Source organism: Alkanindiges hydrocarboniclasticus (assembly GCF_001982605.1).
Taxonomy (GTDB): domain Bacteria; phylum Pseudomonadota; class Gammaproteobacteria; order Pseudomonadales; family Moraxellaceae; genus Alkanindiges; species Alkanindiges hydrocarboniclasticus.
Genome location: NZ_MLCN01000012.1, coordinates 12,996 through 30,774, shown reverse-complemented (window position 1 = coordinate 30,774; position 17,779 = coordinate 12,996). Strand labels below are relative to the sequence as shown.

General features: G+C 47.6%; 16 protein-coding genes and 1 tRNA gene. 12 read left to right on the top strand and 5 right to left on the bottom strand.

Going from position 1 to position 17,779, the window contains the following annotated elements:
- The first annotated feature begins 72 nt into the window (after positions 1 to 72).
- The gene (gene rpoC, locus BKE30_RS05190; protein WP_076877565.1) at positions 73 to 4,266 is read left to right on the top strand and encodes a DNA-directed RNA polymerase subunit beta'; all 4,194 of its coding nucleotides are present in this window, start codon (positions 73 to 75) and stop codon (positions 4,264 to 4,266) included.
- A gap of 116 nt (positions 4,267 to 4,382) precedes the next feature.
- On the opposite strand, the gene BKE30_RS05185 is transcribed toward rpoC, so the two are convergent.
- Positions 4,383 to 4,745 carry a hypothetical protein gene (locus BKE30_RS05185; protein WP_076877553.1) on the bottom strand — a complete coding sequence of 121 codons (363 nt, stop codon included), beginning with the start codon at positions 4,743 to 4,745 and terminating at the stop codon, positions 4,383 to 4,385.
- 142 nt (positions 4,746 to 4,887) lie between these two features.
- On the bottom strand, positions 4,888 to 5,241 hold the full coding sequence (locus BKE30_RS05180) for a RidA family protein (protein ID WP_076877552.1): 354 nt from the start codon (positions 5,239 to 5,241) through the stop codon (positions 4,888 to 4,890).
- Between the two features lie 208 nt (positions 5,242 to 5,449).
- Between BKE30_RS05180 and BKE30_RS05175 the strand changes: the two genes are divergently transcribed.
- Together BKE30_RS05175 and BKE30_RS05170 are read left to right on the top strand one after the other, a co-directional pair.
- Positions 5,450 to 6,268, top strand: a complete 819-nt coding sequence (locus tag BKE30_RS05175) for a DUF4882 family protein (protein ID WP_076877551.1) — start codon at positions 5,450 to 5,452, stop codon at positions 6,266 to 6,268.
- An 87-nt stretch (positions 6,269 to 6,355) separates the two neighbouring features.
- Complete coding sequence (locus BKE30_RS05170; protein WP_076877550.1) at positions 6,356 to 7,150, top strand: alpha/beta fold hydrolase; 795 nt, start codon at positions 6,356 to 6,358, stop codon at positions 7,148 to 7,150.
- A gap of 102 nt (positions 7,151 to 7,252) precedes the next feature.
- Here the strand turns inward: BKE30_RS05170 and BKE30_RS05165 are convergent.
- A tRNA-Ser gene (locus tag BKE30_RS05165) sits at positions 7,253 to 7,342 on the bottom strand.
- A gap of 121 nt (positions 7,343 to 7,463) precedes the next feature.
- On the opposite strand from BKE30_RS05165, the gene BKE30_RS05160 reads away from it, so the two are divergent.
- Positions 7,464 to 9,341, top strand: a complete 1,878-nt coding sequence (locus BKE30_RS05160) for a potassium transporter Kup (RefSeq protein ID WP_076877549.1) — start codon at positions 7,464 to 7,466, stop codon at positions 9,339 to 9,341.
- Positions 9,342 to 9,484: 143 nt separating this feature from the next.
- Here BKE30_RS05160 and BKE30_RS05155 read toward each other — a convergent pair whose 3' ends face one another.
- Both BKE30_RS05155 and BKE30_RS05150 read right to left on the bottom strand, forming a co-directional pair.
- Entirely contained in the window at positions 9,485 to 9,850 is a 366-nt protein-coding gene (locus BKE30_RS05155) for a hypothetical protein (RefSeq protein ID WP_076877548.1), read from the bottom strand.
- Between the two features lie 938 nt (positions 9,851 to 10,788).
- Complete coding sequence (locus BKE30_RS05150; RefSeq protein ID WP_076877547.1) at positions 10,789 to 11,208, bottom strand: hypothetical protein; 420 nt, start codon at positions 11,206 to 11,208, stop codon at positions 10,789 to 10,791.
- A gap of 239 nt (positions 11,209 to 11,447) precedes the next feature.
- On the opposite strand from BKE30_RS05150, the gene BKE30_RS05145 reads away from it, so the two are divergent.
- From BKE30_RS05145 to BKE30_RS05105, 8 genes are all read left to right on the top strand, one after another.
- Positions 11,448 to 12,464, top strand: coding sequence for a DNA/RNA non-specific endonuclease (locus tag BKE30_RS05145; RefSeq protein WP_076877546.1), 1,017 nt, complete (start codon positions 11,448 to 11,450; stop codon positions 12,462 to 12,464).
- A gap of 66 nt (positions 12,465 to 12,530) precedes the next feature.
- Positions 12,531 to 12,782: a hypothetical protein gene (locus BKE30_RS05140; RefSeq protein ID WP_076877545.1), complete on the top strand. Its 252-nt coding sequence runs from the start codon at positions 12,531 to 12,533 to the stop codon at positions 12,780 to 12,782.
- A 3-nt stretch (positions 12,783 to 12,785) separates the two neighbouring features.
- On the top strand, positions 12,786 to 13,259 hold the full coding sequence (locus tag BKE30_RS05135) for a YchJ family protein (protein ID WP_076877544.1): 474 nt from the start codon (positions 12,786 to 12,788) through the stop codon (positions 13,257 to 13,259).
- A gap of 126 nt (positions 13,260 to 13,385) precedes the next feature.
- Entirely contained in the window at positions 13,386 to 14,003 is a 618-nt protein-coding gene (locus tag BKE30_RS05130; protein WP_076877543.1) for a trimeric intracellular cation channel family protein, read from the top strand.
- Positions 13,987 to 14,190 (top strand): hypothetical protein, encoded by a 204-nt coding sequence (locus BKE30_RS05125; RefSeq protein WP_076877542.1) that lies wholly within the window; start codon positions 13,987 to 13,989, stop codon positions 14,188 to 14,190. The genes BKE30_RS05130 and BKE30_RS05125 overlap by 17 nt, the downstream gene beginning before the upstream one ends.
- Positions 14,191 to 14,736: 546 nt before the next feature.
- Positions 14,737 to 15,812, top strand: a protein-coding gene (locus tag BKE30_RS05115) for an IS3 family transposase (protein WP_143253656.1) whose coding sequence is annotated in 2 segments (ribosomal slippage) — positions 14,737 to 14,986 and positions 14,986 to 15,812 — 1,077 coding nt in all. Because the reading frame shifts where the segments join, the coding sequence is not laid out codon by codon here.
- A gap of 107 nt (positions 15,813 to 15,919) precedes the next feature.
- Complete coding sequence (locus BKE30_RS05110; protein WP_076877539.1) at positions 15,920 to 16,198, top strand: hypothetical protein; 279 nt, start codon at positions 15,920 to 15,922, stop codon at positions 16,196 to 16,198.
- A 114-nt stretch (positions 16,199 to 16,312) separates the two neighbouring features.
- Positions 16,313 to 17,779: a TolC family protein gene (locus BKE30_RS05105; RefSeq protein ID WP_076877538.1), complete on the top strand. Its 1,467-nt coding sequence runs from the start codon at positions 16,313 to 16,315 to the stop codon at positions 17,777 to 17,779.

The window sequence follows — 17,779 nt, the reverse complement described above, 5'->3', positions numbered from 1 at the left end:
CACCACTCAGGCGATAAATATTTGTGACCCAGCCGGGCAATGGATGAATTGCTCGGCTCACGGAGAAATGAATTGAAAGATTTGCTCGATATTATGCGTAAGAAGACAGACTCGGAAAACGTTGGCAACGTTGAGTTTGATCGTATCCGTATTGGTCTTGCGTCACCAGAAATGATCAAATCATGGTCTCATGGCGAAGTAAAAAAGCCTGAAACCATTAACTATCGTACCTTTAAGCCGGAACGTGATGGCTTGTTCTGTGCCAAAATTTTTGGCCCGGTAAAAGATTACGAATGCTTGTGTGGCAAATACAAGCGCATGAAATACAAAGGCGTGATTTGTGAGAAATGTGGCGTTGAAGTCACTACAGCCAAAGTACGTCGTGACCGCATGGGCCATATTGATCTAGCATCTCCGGTTGCCCACATCTGGTTTTTAAAGTCACTGCCAAGCCGTATTGGCCTGCTGCTGGATATGACCCTGCGTGATATCGAGCGGGTTCTGTATTTTGAAAGCTATGTAGTCACCGATCCGGGTATGTCACCGCTGGAAAAATACCAGTTATTGGGCGATGAAGAGTATTTCACTGCACTGGAAGAACATGGCGACGAGTTTGTAGCCAAGATGGGTGCGGAAGCCGTTCAGGACTTGCTGCGCGACATCGATCTGGAAGCTGAAATTGCGCGTCTGCGTGAAGAAATTCCACAAACCACCTCTGAAACCAAGCTGAAAAAATCGTCCAAGCGCTTGAAGTTGATGGAAGCATTCCGTGATTCCAACAACAAGCCAGAATGGATGGTGATGAACGTTCTGCCAGTATTGCCACCAGACTTGCGTCCGCTGGTGCCACTGGAAGGTGGTCGTTTTGCGACTTCTGACCTGAACGATTTGTACCGTCGCGTAATTAACCGGAATAACCGTTTAAAGCGCCTGCTGGATCTGTCTGCGCCTGACATTATCGTGCGTAACGAAAAACGCATGTTGCAGGAAGCGGTTGATGCCCTGCTGGATAACGGTCGCCGTGGCCGTGCCATTACTGGTAGCAACAAGCGTCCGCTGAAATCACTGGCTGACATGATCAAGGGTAAACAAGGTCGCTTCCGTCAGAACTTGCTCGGTAAGCGTGTGGATTACTCTGGTCGTTCGGTGATTGTGGTTGGCCCAACCTTACGTCTGCATCAGTGCGGTCTGCCAAAAAAAATGGCGCTGGAACTGTTCAAGCCGTTTATTTTTGCCAAGCTGCAAGCGTCTGGCCAAGCCACGACCATTAAAGCTGCCAAGAAAATGGTTGAGCGCGAAACCCCTGAAGTGTGGGACGTACTGGCTTCGGTCATCCGTGAACATCCGGTGTTGCTGAACCGTGCGCCAACCCTGCACCGTCTGGGTCTGCAAGCGTTTGAACCGACCCTGATCGAAGGGAAGGCGATTCAGTTGCATCCGCTGGTTTGTACTGCATTTAACGCCGACTTTGACGGTGACCAGATGGCCGTTCACGTGCCGCTGACACTGGAAGCCCAGCTTGAAGCGCGTGCACTGATGATGTCGACCAACAACATCCTGTCTCCAGCCAACGGTGAGCCAATTATCGTTCCTTCGCAGGACGTGGTATTGGGCCTGTATTACATCAGCCGTGATGCCATCAATGCCAAAGGCGAAGGCATGATTTTTGCGGATACTGATGAAGTAAACCGTGCGCTGGGTACCAAGCAGGTTGCCCTGCATGCGCGTATTAAAGTGCGTGTGAAAGAAACCATTGTTGAAGACGATGGCCAGCGTACCGTGCGTGACCGTCTGGTTGATACCACACCGGGTCGCTGTTTGCTGTGGAGTGTGGTTCCGACGGGTATGGGCTTTGATCAGGTCAATGAGACCATGACCAAAAAGAACATTTCCAAGCTGATCAACACCTGCTATCGCAAACTGGGTTTAAAAGCCACTGTACTGTTTGCTGACCAGTTGATGTATCTGGGCTTCCGTCAAGCGACGCTGTCTGGTGTATCAGTAGGTATGGAAGACATGCTGATTCCGCCGAACAAAGACGAAATCATTGGCAAGGCTGATGCTGAAGTTCGCGAAATTGAGCATCAGTTTGAGCAGGGCTTTGTGACTGCCGGTGAACGCTACAACAAGGTAGTGGATATCTGGGCACGTACCAATGACCAGGTTGCCAAGGCCATGATGGACAACCTGTCTTATGAGACTGTGGTGAACAAACAGGGTCAAGAGGAAAAGCAAAAATCCTTTAACTCGATTTACATCATGTCCGATTCCGGGGCGCGTGGTAGCGCGGCGCAGATTCGTCAGCTGGCCGGTATGCGTGGTTTGATGGCCAAGCCGGATGGTTCGATTATCGAAACGCCGATTAAGGCCAACTTCCGTGAAGGCCTGACCGTACTGCAGTACTTCATTTCAACCCACGGTGCGCGTAAAGGTCTGGCCGATACCGCATTGAAAACCGCAAACTCTGGTTACCTGACCCGTCGTCTGGTTGACGTGGCACAGGATCTAGTCATTACCGAGCCGGATTGTGGCACTACTGATGGCCTGTTCATGACCCCGCTGATTCAGGGTGGTGATGTAATTGAGCCACTGCGTGACCGCGTACTGGGTCGTGTGGTTGCGGTTGAAGTGTTGAAGCCGGGCAGTGATGAGGTGTTTGCTGAAGCCAATGCGCTGCTGGACGAACAGTGGGTTGACCGTCTGGAACAGGCCGGTGTGGATGAAATTAAAGTTCGCTCTGTGATTACCTGTAAGACCCGCTTTGGTGTGTGTGCCAAATGTTATGGCCGTGATCTGGCCCGTGGTCATCTGGTGAATGCTGGTGAGTCCGTGGGTGTTATGGCTGCGCAGTCCATTGGTGAGCCGGGTACCCAGCTGACCATGCGTACATTCCACGTGGGTGGTGCGGCAAGCCGTACTTCTGCAGCGAACAGCGTACAGGTGCGCAACAAGGGTTCGATCCGTTTCCACAACATCAAGACTGTACAGCACAGCAAGGGCCATCTGGTTACTGTATCGCGCTCTGCTGAAATTGGTGTCGCGGATGATCTGGGCCGTGAACGCGAGCGCTATAAAGTGCCTTATGGCTCGTCCATCATTGTTAAGGATGGTCAGGCTGTTGACGCTGGTGCCGTGATTGCAACCTGGGATCCGCATACTCATCCGCTGATTACCGAAGTGGCTGGTAAGGTTCGTTTCTCGCAGATTCTGGACGGTTCAACTGCAACCTCCAAAACTGACGATGCAACCGGCATGACCACGGTTGAAATTCTGGCGGTGAAAGATCGTCCGGCTTCTGGTAAGGAACTGCGTCCTGCGGTGGTACTGGATACGGTAGAAGGCGTTGAGCAGTTCTACTTCCTGCCACAAAACACCATTTTGAGTGTGCGTGATGGTGACAGTATTGGTGTTGGTGATGTGATTGGCCGTGTTCCACAGGAATCATCACGTACCCGTGATATTACCGGTGGTCTGCCACGTGTAGCCGACCTGTTTGAAGCACGCAAGCCAAAAGAGCATGCCATTCTGGCTGAAGTGTCGGGTGTGGTGAGCTTTGGTAAAGAAACCAAAGGCAAGAATCGTCTGGTCATTACCCCGGATGATGGCACTGAAATCTATGAAGAGCTGATTCCAAAATGGCGTCAGATCAACGTATTTGAAGGTGAGCATGTGGAGCGTGGTGAAGTGATCTCTGATGGTCCACAGAACCCGCACGACATTTTGCGCTTAAAAGGCGAAGCTCCTTTAGCCAATTACATCGTCAATGAAGTACAGGACGTTTACCGCTTGCAGGGTGTAAAAATCAACGATAAGCACATTGAGGTGATTATTCGCCAGATGCTGCGTAAAGTTGAAATCCTGGATGGTGGTGATTCCAGCTTCATCAAGGGTGAGCAGGGCGAATACTCCCGCGTGATGGAAGAAAATCAGGCGTTACAGGCTCAAAATAAGTTCCCGGCCAAGTTTGAACGCTTGCTGATGGGTATTACCAAAGCCTCGCTGTCGACTGATTCCTTCATTTCTGCGGCGTCTTTCCAGGAAACCACCCGTGTTCTTACCGAAGCGGCAGTTACTGGCAAGGAAGATGATCTGCGCGGCCTTAAAGAAAACGTGGTAGTAGGCCGCCTGATTCCTGCAGGTACTGGTCTGGCGTATCATCTGGAGCGTCGTCGTCAGGAAGCTGAAGCTGCTGAAGCTGAACTGACTACCGATTTCTCTGAAGTGGATCAGGCCTTTAGTCAGGCGTTGAATGAAGAACAGATGTAATCTTTCATGATTAAGTAGTGTTCAATAAAAAAGGGAGCTTCGGCTCCCTTTTTTTATGTCTTGTTTTTATAGGTTAAACACTATGAGCTAAGCACTATCACTTAAGCATTTAAGTTTTAACGGCTAGGACAATCCTTACCCTGTGAGGTCCAGTCGGTGACCTGATCATTTTTCAATGTAAAAGCCACCCGGCAATTGGCACGAATACTGTAGTTGGATGAGGAGCGCGGTGTTACATATGCACCTCCCATGCCGCTCACAAGTGCAGGGGTAGGAATTGGAATATTAACCATAACAGGCCGAAACACCAGAATGGTTTGGCCATCTTGTTCAATACGCTGATCCGGTGTACCAAATTCAGCAATCAGTCTGGATGCAGGCTGACCATTAAACAGGTTCATGGTGCTGGTAAAGCTTTGGGTAGTGGCGCAACCTGCCAACAGTAGCAGGGCAGTGCTTAAAATGAATTTATACATCATCTATTTTTCCAGCATTTAATAAGAAATCAGTGTGTCGCAGTGATGCCCAATAGTTCCATATTCCCAGTCTTAAAGCCTATTATCAAACATATTATTTTTTCATACGTTTGGCCAGAAACCAATGGAAATAGCAGCTCCACAATTATGCAGCCAAGGCCGCAGTCACGGTAATTTCAATCAGCACATCATTGTGGTACAGGCGTGCTTCTACAGTGGTTCGCGCAGGAGCTGCAACGGTCATCCATTCATCCCAGACTGCATTCATGCCTGCGTAATCCTGCTGAATATCTTTTAAATAAATGGTGGCTGATAGTAGTTGTGATTTGTCGGTGCCGGCTTCTGCCAAAAAACGGTCAATATTAGCCAGTGTCTGCCGGGTTTGTTCACTGATATCACCTGAAAAATCATCGGCCAGTTGCCCTGCCAGATAAACTGTTTCGCCATGAATCACAATTTCACTAAAACGCTTTGAGGTCTGTAGACGTTTGATGCCCATTTATTTTTCCTAAAAAAATTGTCTAGATATAAAACAGCATTTTAAACACAGCAGGCGGTTTTTTAGAGAAATTTTTAATGTTGATGACAGATTTACTGTGGCTAAACAATGCGGGGATGCGGCTAAGGTTTTACGCAAAAGGATTTGAATAAACGCAGGCAGGTTGCTACATTCAGCAACATAATATGAAGGAACTGTGGATGGCTACATGGAAAAAATAGCCTTGGGTTTACTGACTGGCCTGCTGTTATCCAGTATGACGCATGCAGAGTGTCCTTACAGTTTTGATGCGCATCCTACCCAGCTGGCGATATATAGCCTGTTGCAGGAGGGCAATACCACCATGCTCAAGCCGCTGGTTACGACAGCCGCGCAACAGGTTTCCATTAGCCTGCCTGACATGCCACAAAAATATATGACCTCCTCACGCAATGGCATTGAAAACCTGATTCAGCGTATCAGTGACCATGAGGTTGCCGCAGGGGATATCACTATTCCCAATACTGGCAAGCTGGCACTGGAGTTGAAGATAGACCGCCTGACTTCCCAGATGAAAACGCCGGATAACTATTACAAGTTTGGTGTCGTGATTTATGGCAGCAGCGATCAGGCACCGGGGCAAAGTGACCTGATGATTGAGCTGAGTCTGACCAACTCTGCGATTAACAGTAACCCTGAGGCTTTCATTAATATTATGGGGGCTAACATTGCAACGCATCGCTGGGAAGCAAGCAGTTATCCCTTAAACCTGCCGTTACCGGCGGAATACCGGGTGGGCCTGTATCTTGATCAGGACAAGGGGAGGCTGGGCGCTATCATCAATGGCAAGGATAAAGGCTATATCAGTCGGAAAATTCCAAAGCACATTGACCGGATTGTGATTGCGCCATTTGTATTATCCGATCTGGACCCAACCAATCCATTGGTAGGTGAAATGGTGGCCGGGTCTGTCATTACCGATGCCAGCCAGATGAAACTAAAATATCCAGGGGGCACCCGTGATATTTGCGGTGTATCCCTGCGTTAAAACAATACTGAAAACAACTGGATTTCATGTCAGCGTTGCATTAAAAGAGAGGCTTTGTATAACAACAATCTCTTGCTGGAGTATGCAATGAAACAGGTATTAACGGTCAATGAAGTCGATGGCTTTATTGAGGGCACTGGTCAGCAGACATTGGTAATGATCCATGGCTGGCCAGACACTTACCGTATCTGGGAAAAACAGATTGAATTTTTTAAAACCCATTATCGCTGTGCCTATTTTACCTTGCCCGGTTTTGACCATGACAAGTCGCGGCAGGCTTTTTCACTGGATCAGGTAATTGAATCCATTAAGGCTGTGGTGGATGAAGCCAGCCCTGAGCAGCCTGTTCACCTGATGCTGCATGACTGGGGGTGTTTTTATGGCTATCAGTTTGCCATGCGCTACCCGCAGCGTGTTGCCAGCATTGTGGGAGTAGATGTGGGCGATGCCAATAGCCGGGCATTTCGCAAGTCGGTTACGCCCAAGAAAGCCGCCATGATTGCCGGTTATCAGTTGCCACTGGCGCTGGCCTGGCGGATTGGGGGTGCAGCAGGCCGCCAGATCGCACGCGGCGTGGCTAAAGCCTTAAAAACCCCCTCAGCATTGAAGTTGATTCGTGCCAATATGGGTTATCCGTATTATATCCAGTGGACCCAGAAGTTTGGTTCATTCAAGGGCGCGCGTGAGCTATCATTTGATTGTCCGCTGTTGTATATCTATGGCAAAAACAAGCCGCTGATGTTTCATTCACGCCAATGGCTTGAAGCGTTGGAACAACAGCCTTCCAGCAAGGTAGAGGCGTTTAATACCTCACACTGGGTAATGGTGGAAGCGCCTGACCAGTTTAACCGGACCGTGCAGGATTGGTTATCGAACCTGTAAGCGTTTAACCCTAAGGGCCTGACAATAAAAAAACCCCTGATAAAATATCAGGGGTTTTTGTTTTTCCGTGGATCATGCTCTGGACAGCATACGGAAAAAATCTGGCGGTGAGAGAGGGATTCGAACCCTCGATACGCGCAAACGTATACACACTTTCCAGGCGTGCTCCTTCAGCCACTCGGACACCTCACCAAGGCGTGCGATTCTAGCCAAAAAACAGCGCTTTGCCAATCGCTATTTTATGTAAAACCCACTTTATTGATTTTTTTTCGGTGCTACTATGGCCGGATTATAACGAGATGTTCATTTTGCTATGCAAACACAAACGCATCGTGCTGCTTTACCGGCTATTACGCTTGCAGCACTGGGGGTAGTCTTTGGCGATATTGGAACCAGTCCGCTGTATGCCTTGAAAGAATGTTTTCATGCTGCCAATGACATCGCCATCACCAAAGAAAGTGTTTTGGGAATTTTATCCATTATTTTCTGGAGCATTATGCTCATCATCTCATTTAAATATGTGATGGTGATTATGAAAGCGGATAATAACGGCGAAGGCGGCATTATGGCATTGCTGGCCCTTAACCTTAGGCGAGCAGGATTAAACCGTAACCATAAACTGACTTTGGTGGCTTTGGGTTTTATCGGGGCTTCTTTATTCTTTGGGGACGGGATTATTACACCGGCGATTTCGGTACTTTCCGCGATAGAAGGATTGTCAATTGCTGCCCCGGTGTTTACGCCATATCTTGTACCACTGGCCATAGGAATCCTGACCGCACTCTTTCTGGTACAGCGCCAAGGTTCCGCAGTGATGGGCAAGCTTTTTGGCCCAATCACGCTGGTCTGGTTTTTGGTGCTGGGCCTGCTAGGACTAATTAGTATTATTAAAAGCCCGTTTGTGCTGGCGATGGTGAGTCCACACTGGGCTTTCTGGTTTATTGTCCATCATCCCCTGATTGCCTTTTTTACCATGAGTGCGGTGGTACTAACCATTACAGGCGGCGAAGCGCTCTATGCTGATATGGGGCATTTTGGCCCCATGCCCATTCGTTTGGCCTGGTTTATCATTGTATTGCCTTGTTTGCTTTTAAACTATGCCGGACAAGGTGCATTATTACTGCGTGATCCTTCCACCATCACCAATCCATTTTATTTGTTAGTACCTGGCTGGGCACTTTATCCCATGATTGTCCTGGCCACAATTGCTGCTGTAATTGCGTCCCAGGCCGTAATTACCGGGGTGTTTTCCATGACAAGGCAGGCCATTCAACTGGGTTATCTGCCACGTCTGGCCATTCGCCATACTTCCGAGTCAGAACAGGGGCAGATCTATGTACCCTTTTTAAACTGGCTGTTGTTTGTTTCCATTGTTATTCTGATTTTGCTATTTGAAAACAGTACCAATCTTGCTGCAGCCTATGGGGTGGCGGTAACACTGACCATGCTGTGTGACACCATTTTGGTGGGTGCGCTGGTTTATGGCATCTGGAAATGGAAAACATGGAAAGTGGCGCTGTTTATTGTGCCATTTATTATCCTGGATCTCATTCTGGTCAGCGCCACGTCGTTAAAAATTCTGGCAGGCGGCTGGGTTCCCATGGCCATTGCGGCGGTAGTATTTGTGCTGATGATGACCTGGAAGCGTGGTCGTGAAATCATGTTTAGCCGCTTGCAGCGTGATACCCTGCCGCTTGATATTTTTATTAAAAGTCTGGGTGCAGCGCCCAATATTGTCAGCGGAACGGCAGTATTTATGACCAGCAGCCCGAACGTTGTTCCACATGCCTTATTGCATAATCTCAAGCATAACAAAGTACTGCATCAGCGTAATATCCTGATGACCATACGCACACGTGATGTGCCGTATGTTGATCCCGAGCAGCGTATTGAAGCAGAGCAACTCGATGACCGCTTTATCCGGGTTAAGGCATTTTATGGCTTTAAGGAACAGCCCGATGCACCGCAGGCACTGGAGCAGGCACTGGGGTTGCTGGATCAGTCGTATGACACCATGACCACCAGCTTTTTTGTCTCGCGTGAACGGCTGGTGCATACAGTGGGTGAGGGCATGGCCCCGTGGCGGGAAAAACTGTTTATTTCCATGCAGCGCAATACCAGTTCGGCCAGTGATTTCTTTCAGATTCCACCAAACCGTGTGGTGGAAATGGGTACACAAATCGAAATTTAGCAGTAGCTAAAGCAGCGGTATTTGGAAACTGACAATATTAAAGCTGGCGCTAAGGCCAGCTTTAATGTTTTTGCAGGTTAACACAGCAAAGTGCTAAACCTGAATGCAGGTGCCTGCAAAATGGCCACCCGAATTAACCCATGTTAAGGGGTAGTGGCCTGAGGGCTGGTCACCGGTGCATCGCTTTCATCGCTGTTATCCGACATGTTCATGTCAGAAGTCATCGGCGTGCCCATATTATTGCTTGGAGTTGACGTGCTGTTATGCATGTTGGAGGACATACTGCCCATTTGAGCGCCAGAGGTCGTATTCATGCTGGAGTTGTTACCAGTATTCATGGAGGGCATCATTTGGCCATCACTGCCACGCATATTGGTTTGTACGGTGGTGAGTGGAATACTGTTGACTGTAGTGCCTTTGGGTGGGGCTGGCTCAGCCATGGCCAGCATTGGGGCACAAAGCGCACCTGTTAAGGCAGTTAAAGTGGCAAGTTGTTTTAGGTTTTTCATCAATATTCTCCAAAATTTCTCTTGTGAGCTTGTTTAGACCAGAGTTAGCCTGATTAAGCCGTCTCTTCTACACATCACAAATGATTAAATGCGCAGGCCATTGATTTTCAACTGGCTAACAGGTTCAAGCACGAAAATACAAGCTGGCCTGACACTGGACGACAGCTTCAATACTAATTTGTTTTTCTAAAATAAATATAAAGGAACCGTATGTTGTGTAATTGCTTATACAGTTTAGCGCAGACTTTATGTTTCAATCATTTGACCAATGTTGCAAGCACTATATAATGATGTGCTTGTGTTAATTATGATGGCTACGCCTAAAAAATATGAATAAATAAAGTATGCAGCAGGTTATAAAACCGTAAGACAAAAAAATAGGCAGCTCATCTGACTGCCATTTTTCTATTCAGAAAGTGAAACTGCTGTACTCTTGACATAATTAACGTAGGAGAGTGCAGGATTGTTACTTACGCCAAGAAGCAGTTCACAATTGATATTTTATACGGTTCTGTCTGGTTAAATATTAGACTATAGTAGTATTGCCTAGTAAGTCTATAAAAATACAATAAATTTTGAACTGCGTCACATTTTTATATCATTTTAGATTAAAAATTAATCAAAAATTCGCTTTGTTTATCAAGCTATTTTTTATTTATCTCTATTTAAAAATTAAGCACGCCATTTTGTGTCGTACAATATTAAAACTTGCTTAAGTTCACTGCCAAAGCTTTTATACTTTTTAGGCACTGTAAAGCCTAGGCTTAGCTTAGCCATACAAGGAAAATAAAACCTTGTTGATAAAAGTGATTTAGCTGCCATCAGGTCCAATCCATTAATGTAGGAGAGTGCAGGAATTTAATGAATAACCTGTGGCAGCTAAGTGGATAAACCAGTGCAATCAGCCATTGTGATTGGCAAAGGTATTGTCACCGAACTTAACGGGTAGTCCCTGTAGTACTGCTGGTGCCTGATGTGGAACCCGTGCTACGTGAATTCTTGCTGGCTTTACTGCCCTTTTTGGTTGTGCTGCTGTCAGCGGTATCAGTGGTGGTGCTGGCGCTGTCAGTGGTGCTGCCCGATGGGTTAGCGTTGCTTGAAGCGCTGGATGGCAAGCTGACACTGGCGCCATTTTGAGTGGTAGTGGCGGTAGTACCTGTAGCATTGGTGCCTGTGGTGGTTCCACTCAAACTGCTATCTGTGCTTAGGCCAGTAGAGCTGGACGGTGTGGTTACAGTTGCACCATTGCTGGAGGCAGCATTGCTGGTTGCAGTCGCCGCAAAGGCAGGAAGGGTTAATGCAGCGCTGAGCGCAGTAAGGGTAACAATACGACGGGTTAATGAATTTAACGCGAACATAGAAAACTCCTGATCTATTTTGCCGTGATTCACATCACATATATTTACCTAAACAGTGATAGATAGTGTGAAACCTATCCTCAATCTGTGGACTAAGCTTAATCAGGTCGATAGGCGGTTTTAAGTAACTTAGTCGTAACCTGCGTGAACTTTTGATAGGGGTTTACATGACTTTGGGTGAAAAATGTATCTGATAGTCACCTCAAAGACGCTTGCTTTGTAAAGAAACTGGAATTTTTATGCGATATTTCTTCTCCATTCAAAAAAAATTACATTTAACACTGTTATTGGTGTTTTTTTTGCTTGGATTTTTACCACTGGCCAATGCACAGGAATTTGCTGCCTGCCGTGAACAATTTTATCGGGGCAGTACACCGGAAATTGAAAAAAAAGCTTTAAAACGTGCCAGTTATCCGTTGTGTTTCAATGGGTTTGCAGTGATGTATTCGGGAGTGTCCTATACCCCGTTATGGTCAGCCGAGTACCTGACCCCCCAGCGCTTAAAGCAGGCCAAAACCTTAAACCGTAAAAATGATTTTCATGAGGAAGACCGGATTCCCGAGCGTTACCGTTCTTATCTATCCGATTATGCGCGTTCAGGGTATGACCGCGGGCACATGGCACCCAATGGCGATATGGCCACCCGGACGCAACAGCATGACAGTTTTTCACTGGCCAATATGGTGCCGCAAAGCCCAAAGAATAATCAGGAAGTGTGGCGCAACCTTGAGGAAGCTACCCGTGCGCTGGTGAGCAAGCAGCAAAAAGCAGCTTATGTCGTAACCGGACCTGCCTTTTTAAAAGGTGAGCTTAAACAAGTGGGGCGTGTGCTGGTGCCCACCCACGTTTATAAAGTGGTGTATTTCCCTGAACTTGGAATTGCCAGCGCTTATTTTGCGCCCAATAATGAAAGTGGGGAGGTTGATGTGGTGTCTGTACAGGAGCTGGAAGACACCATTGGCATTAATCTGGTGCCGGAAATGCCGTCCAGTATTAAGGCCAAACGGATTATGCTGCCCCTGAATGCCAGACAGGCCAGTAAGAGTATTCAAAGCTGGGCCAGCCAGTCCCGTGCTGGACATGGCAAGGCCGAGCATGGTGCAGAGGCATCGCATGAGAACCATTCAAACCACGGCAGTTCAAGTCATGGCAATAGTCATCAAAACGGTGAACCCTCATGGGTGGCTACGATTATTGAAATGATCAAGCAGCAGTTGCTGGATTTGCTGGCTTCCCTGCTACGTGGCAAGGGATAGTCGTGTGGGCGCGCTTAACAGCCTTAAATGGCAACAGTAAAAAATAAATCAGGCAAGGAGATAATCATGAGTTTTCATCCCTTTAAGGACAATAGTGCCAGCATGGATATAGGTGGCTTGACCCTTGAAAATAATGAAGAGCGCGTCAGTATTTATGGCAGCCTGAACATTGGACGCGACCAGCAGGGCTTACAACAGGCCAAACAGCTACAGGCTATTTTGGACGAAATGGTCAGTTATCTGTCGCAGCAGGACTTGCCGGCGCAGATTGAAACATTTACCCCCAAAGCGGTTAAAAATCCATTTCTGGAAGATTAATAAATGGTGATGTGCCCGTGTGGTTTATTGCAGCCTTATGCGCAATGTTGTCAACGCTTACATGATTCCAGTCAGGCCGCAGCTTCGGCTGAACAGCTCATGCGCTCACGCTATGCGGCATTTGCCTTGGGTAAGATTGACTATATTGTACAAACCACGCTGCCTGCCCAGCAGTATTTACTGGATGTTCAGGCCATTACGGCCTGGAGCCAGCAAAACCAGTGGCTGGATTTGAGCATTGTTTCCAGTCAGCCTGCAATAAAACCTCACCATGCCAAAGTTGAGTTTATCGCCCGCTTTAAAGATCAGCAGGGTGAACAGCAGCACCATGAGCTATCCAGTTTTGTGCAAATTGATACGCGCTGGTATTTTCTGGATCCGACGGTGCAGCCCATGCCCGGCTTAAAATCAGCCTGCCTGTGTGGCAGCGGCCAGAAATTCAAGCGCTGCTGTGCACCGTTTCTGGGCCTGACCTGATTGCGTCTGGGCTACTGTAACCTGATTTGATCCGGCCTGATTTGGTTTGGCTTGCCCTTGCTATAGACGTACCTTGCGGTAGAATGGCCGCTTTTACTGAACTGCTCACTGCGCTGAGAGCCTGTCATGCTGCTAACCATTATTTATATTATTGCCATTACGGCGGAAGCCATGACCGGTGCGCTGTCGGCTGGAAGGCGCAGTATGGACTGGTTTGGTGTAGTGCTGATTGCTTGTGTGACGGCACTGGGGGGCGGCTCGGTGCGTGATGTGCTGCTGGGGCATTATCCATTGACTTGGGTAAAGCACCCAGAATATCTGGTGCTCACTGCGCTGGCGGCGCTGTTTACCATTCTGGTGGCCAAATGGATGAAGCATCTGCGCAACCTGTTTTTGGCACTTGATGCCTTGGGGCTGATTTGTTTTACCCTGATTGGCTGCCAAGTAGCCCTGCAAATGCAGCACAGTTATGTGATTGCTGCGGTGAGCGGAGTCATAACCGGAGTGTTTGGGGGTATTTTGCGCGATACCCTCTGTAATGATGTGCCGCTGGTATTCCGGCGTGAGTTGTATGCCAGTGTGTCATTTGTGAGCGCGTGGTGCTACTTGCTGTGCATTGAGTTTCAGGTGCAGGCTGACTTAAGCTTGATTATTACCCTGATTTTTGGCTTTGTGTTCCGTATGCTGGCCATTCGCAATCACTGGGAAATGCCCAAATTTATTTATCATGATGAAAGTCATTAACCCTATCCAATATGCAGACTATCTTTTTTTCATGGAAATCCGGCAAAATTTTTTTGAAGCAGATATTCAAGAGGTCGTGCTGGCTGGATATTTTGATAAGCCGTTAAGGAAAGAATTGCTTCAAGACGTTGGTTTTATGATTAAGCTAAAAAAACAACACATAACATTCGGTAGCTGGAAGCGTTGAAGTGGAACAGAGAAACAGACTTGGTTAAGAATGGGATATAAGCTTCATTAGGTTAAGCAAGTACATGACCAAAAAGTCAGATAGTCATAGCAGGGAACACCCTGTTTAGTGTGGACCGATTGGATGCATTAGAAGATTGTTTAACTCATGGCGCTTGCTGGGGAGTAGCAAAATCATGGTGTGTAATTTGGTTGAACTATACGGTGACCAAAAGAAATTTTATGCTTAGACATAAAAGTGCTCAACTGGATTGGATAACTGATATTTTGAGTAAGCAAACTCACTTGGTATTAATGCACTCATACAGCGATAACATTAATAAATCTTGATCAAGATATTAAAATCTGCTTAAACTGTTTCTATGAAAGTTTTTATTGTTGTGCTAATGGCAATATTGCTGCCCCTGCAAGCCGCATGGAGCGCAGCCGCTGTATTTTGCCAGCATGAAAGCCGTACGGCATGGCATTGGGGTGACCTATCCCCCTAAATTAGCACCATAACATTGATGAGATTTCCATTAAACTTAGAGCAACTGGAGATCTCAACATGAAACAACGTTACACTGAAGAGCAGATCATTAAGGCGATCAAAGAGCATGAGGCTGGCGCTAAGGTCAGCGATATCTGCCGTAAACTGGGCATTGCCAGTGGCACATTTTACAACTGGCGCAGCAAGTATGCAGGACTTGAAATCAACGAAGCCAAACGTCTGCGTGAGCTTGAATCTGAAAACAATAAACTTAAAAAGCTATTGGCTGAAAAGCTGCTTGAGAATGAAGCTTTGCGGGACGTTATGTTAAAAAAGTGGTAACCCCATCTGGCAAGAAGCTCGCCATACGTCATCTGGTTGAGGTATTCAAACTGAGCGAAAGATTAGCGTGCAGGCTGATGGGGTTAAGCAGAACAGCTTATCGGTATCAACATGCCTGTCAGGGTGATGAGGCACTTACAGCGCGTCTAAAAGAACTAGCGGCACAATATCCACGCTATGGCTATCTTATGCTGCATGAGCTTCTTAGACGTGAAGGACTTGTTGTAAACAAGAAGCATACCTACCGGCTTTACCGTGAGTTAAAGCTTCAGGTACGCACTAAGCAACGAAAGAAACTTAACCGTCCTCGCATACCCATGCAAATGCCAGATGGTGTGAATCAACGCTGGTCGATGGATTTTGTATCTGATCAGCTTGCGAGCGGCCGTCGCTTCCGTGTGCTTAACGTGGTTGATGACTTTAGCCGTGAAGTGATCGGTCAGCTTGTAGCGGTATCAATCTGTGGGTCACAGGTAGCAAGATACTTAACACAACTGGTTGAGACACGAGGAAAACCTGAAGCTATTGTTTGCGACAACGGTCCAGAATATACCAGTAAAGTCATGTCGGGCTGGAGTAGTAAGCACGACGTATCACTTCACTTTATCCAGCCTGGCAAACCGACACAAAATGCCTTTGTTGAAAGCCTAAATGGCAAGTTCAGAAATGAGTGCCTAAATCAGCACTGGTTCAGAACACTCGCTGAAGCGAGTTACGAAATAGAGCAATGGCGGCAGCACTATAATCACGTACGCCCGCATAGCTCACTAAATTATCAATCCCCTTTCGAATATGCAAGCAAGGCTGCATAATGTGAAATATCTCATCTAAGCTGTGGTATTAAAGATGGGGAAAGGTCAGGGGACATCATCAGCATAATATTGATGCCGCCTGCCAGCAAAGCAGTTTTAATCATGATGTGAACAATAAAAACGTTGATAACACAGATTTAAGCAAGCTTTCTATCCAGCAACTTCAGAATCCTGATCTGAAAAAAGACAATAAATCCCATACATTTACGCTGGTCAATCATAGTGACCATCTGACAGGCAACCAGCCGGGTCTGAATCCAAACCCGCAAGCCATACTGACGCAGCCTTGCCTACAGGACCATATGGCGGTACGACAATCCTTAAGTCCTGTCTTATACCAGTCGCCTGTACTGGAGCAACCCAAGCCCCCTGTATGGCCTGCCTGACTATAGGTGGGGTAGTCCTTTTTTACTGCGTCATGCGTCCTCAACGGCTAATTTGATAGCCAACAGAAGCCATGATTTTTTGCCCACCGCTTTACTCTGGTTTAGGCAATTTTCATGGAATTTTTATATTTATCCCGTGCATTAGGCATGGTGCTTGTTGCAGGCAGCATGGCCACATATAGCCATGCGGTACCCGCAGCCAAGCTTCCGCTTCTTGACAAAGCTATTGATTTTTCAGCCATTGATTCATCTTACCCTGTTCATTCTTCACAATATCCTTCTTTGGGGGAGCAAGTCTTAAATCTGCAACAGGCACAGACATGGGCCTTGCAATCGCAGCCATTACAACAGTTATGGCAACAACGCACCCGGATTGCACAGGCCAATGTGCTGCAAAGTGGCCAGCGCCCTAATCCGCAACTGGTGCTTGAGCAAACTGGCTTTAAAAACACACAGGAGCGCGAGGCCAATATTGCCATTGCACAGCAACTGGATATTTTTGGCGAACGAAAAGCACGCCAGCAACTGGCAGGCTTGCAACTGGAGCAGGACAGCGTTAGCCGTTTGACGGATGAAGCTGAACTCAAGCTGGCTGTGAGCGTGGCTTACTGGCAACTGGCCCAAGCCGAATGGACATTACAACTGGCTACCACGCAACAGCAGTTGAGCCTGCAAAGTTTGATGGTGGCAAAAAAACGCTTGCAGGCAGGCCGCATTGCAGCAGTGGATTATCAGCGGGTACAAATTGCCCATCAGGATCAATTACGCCAGTGGCAGGCTGCCCAAGCCCAATGCAATCTGGCCCGCCAGCAACTTGGCCAGTTCTGGGCCAGTTCCGATGCTACGCTAAAGATGCAAGGCATACGCACCAGCCAGCCCTTGCAATTACCCAAGCTTGCGCTGGATACCTTGCAGGCTAACCTTGCGCAAAGTCCGTTCTGGCAGCACCTTTGGTTACAGCAGCAGCAAGCCAATCGCACTGTGCAACTGGCCAAAATTCAGGCCAAACCCCAACCAACCATTAGCGTAGGCTATGTGCAATCCCGTGAACCCGCAGCGCAGGATAATGCAAGACAACAGCGTATTGCACTGGGCCTGTCAATTCCTTTGCCGTTGTTTCAGCAGAATCAGGGCGTCATCCACGCCCAGCAGGCCGTGCAGCAGGTGAATCAGTTGCAGGTAGAGCTACAGCAACAGCAGATTCAGCAGCAAATCCAGCACTACTGGCAGGCGCTACAAGCCATTCACCAGCAGTATGACATTGTACATAAACAGCAATTGCCGCTATCACAGCAGGTACAGCAAAAAACCTTGACTGGTTTTGAAGCAGGCAAGTTTTCGGTTCTGGAGGTGCAACAGGCCAGCCGGGATTACCAGCAGTTGCAGGCCGAGCAACTGGATTTATTGCGGCAGGCATGGCAGTTGAGCTTTCAGTTGCAGGCACTCAGTCTGGGACTGTCCAGTTTTGATCTAAACAGCGGAAATTTTATCAATAATTTCAGTCAGCAAATTAGTCAGTCGGCGATAAATTTGGCCGATGGCTCAATGTCTGGCACTGGCATAACCACGGATGGAGAATAA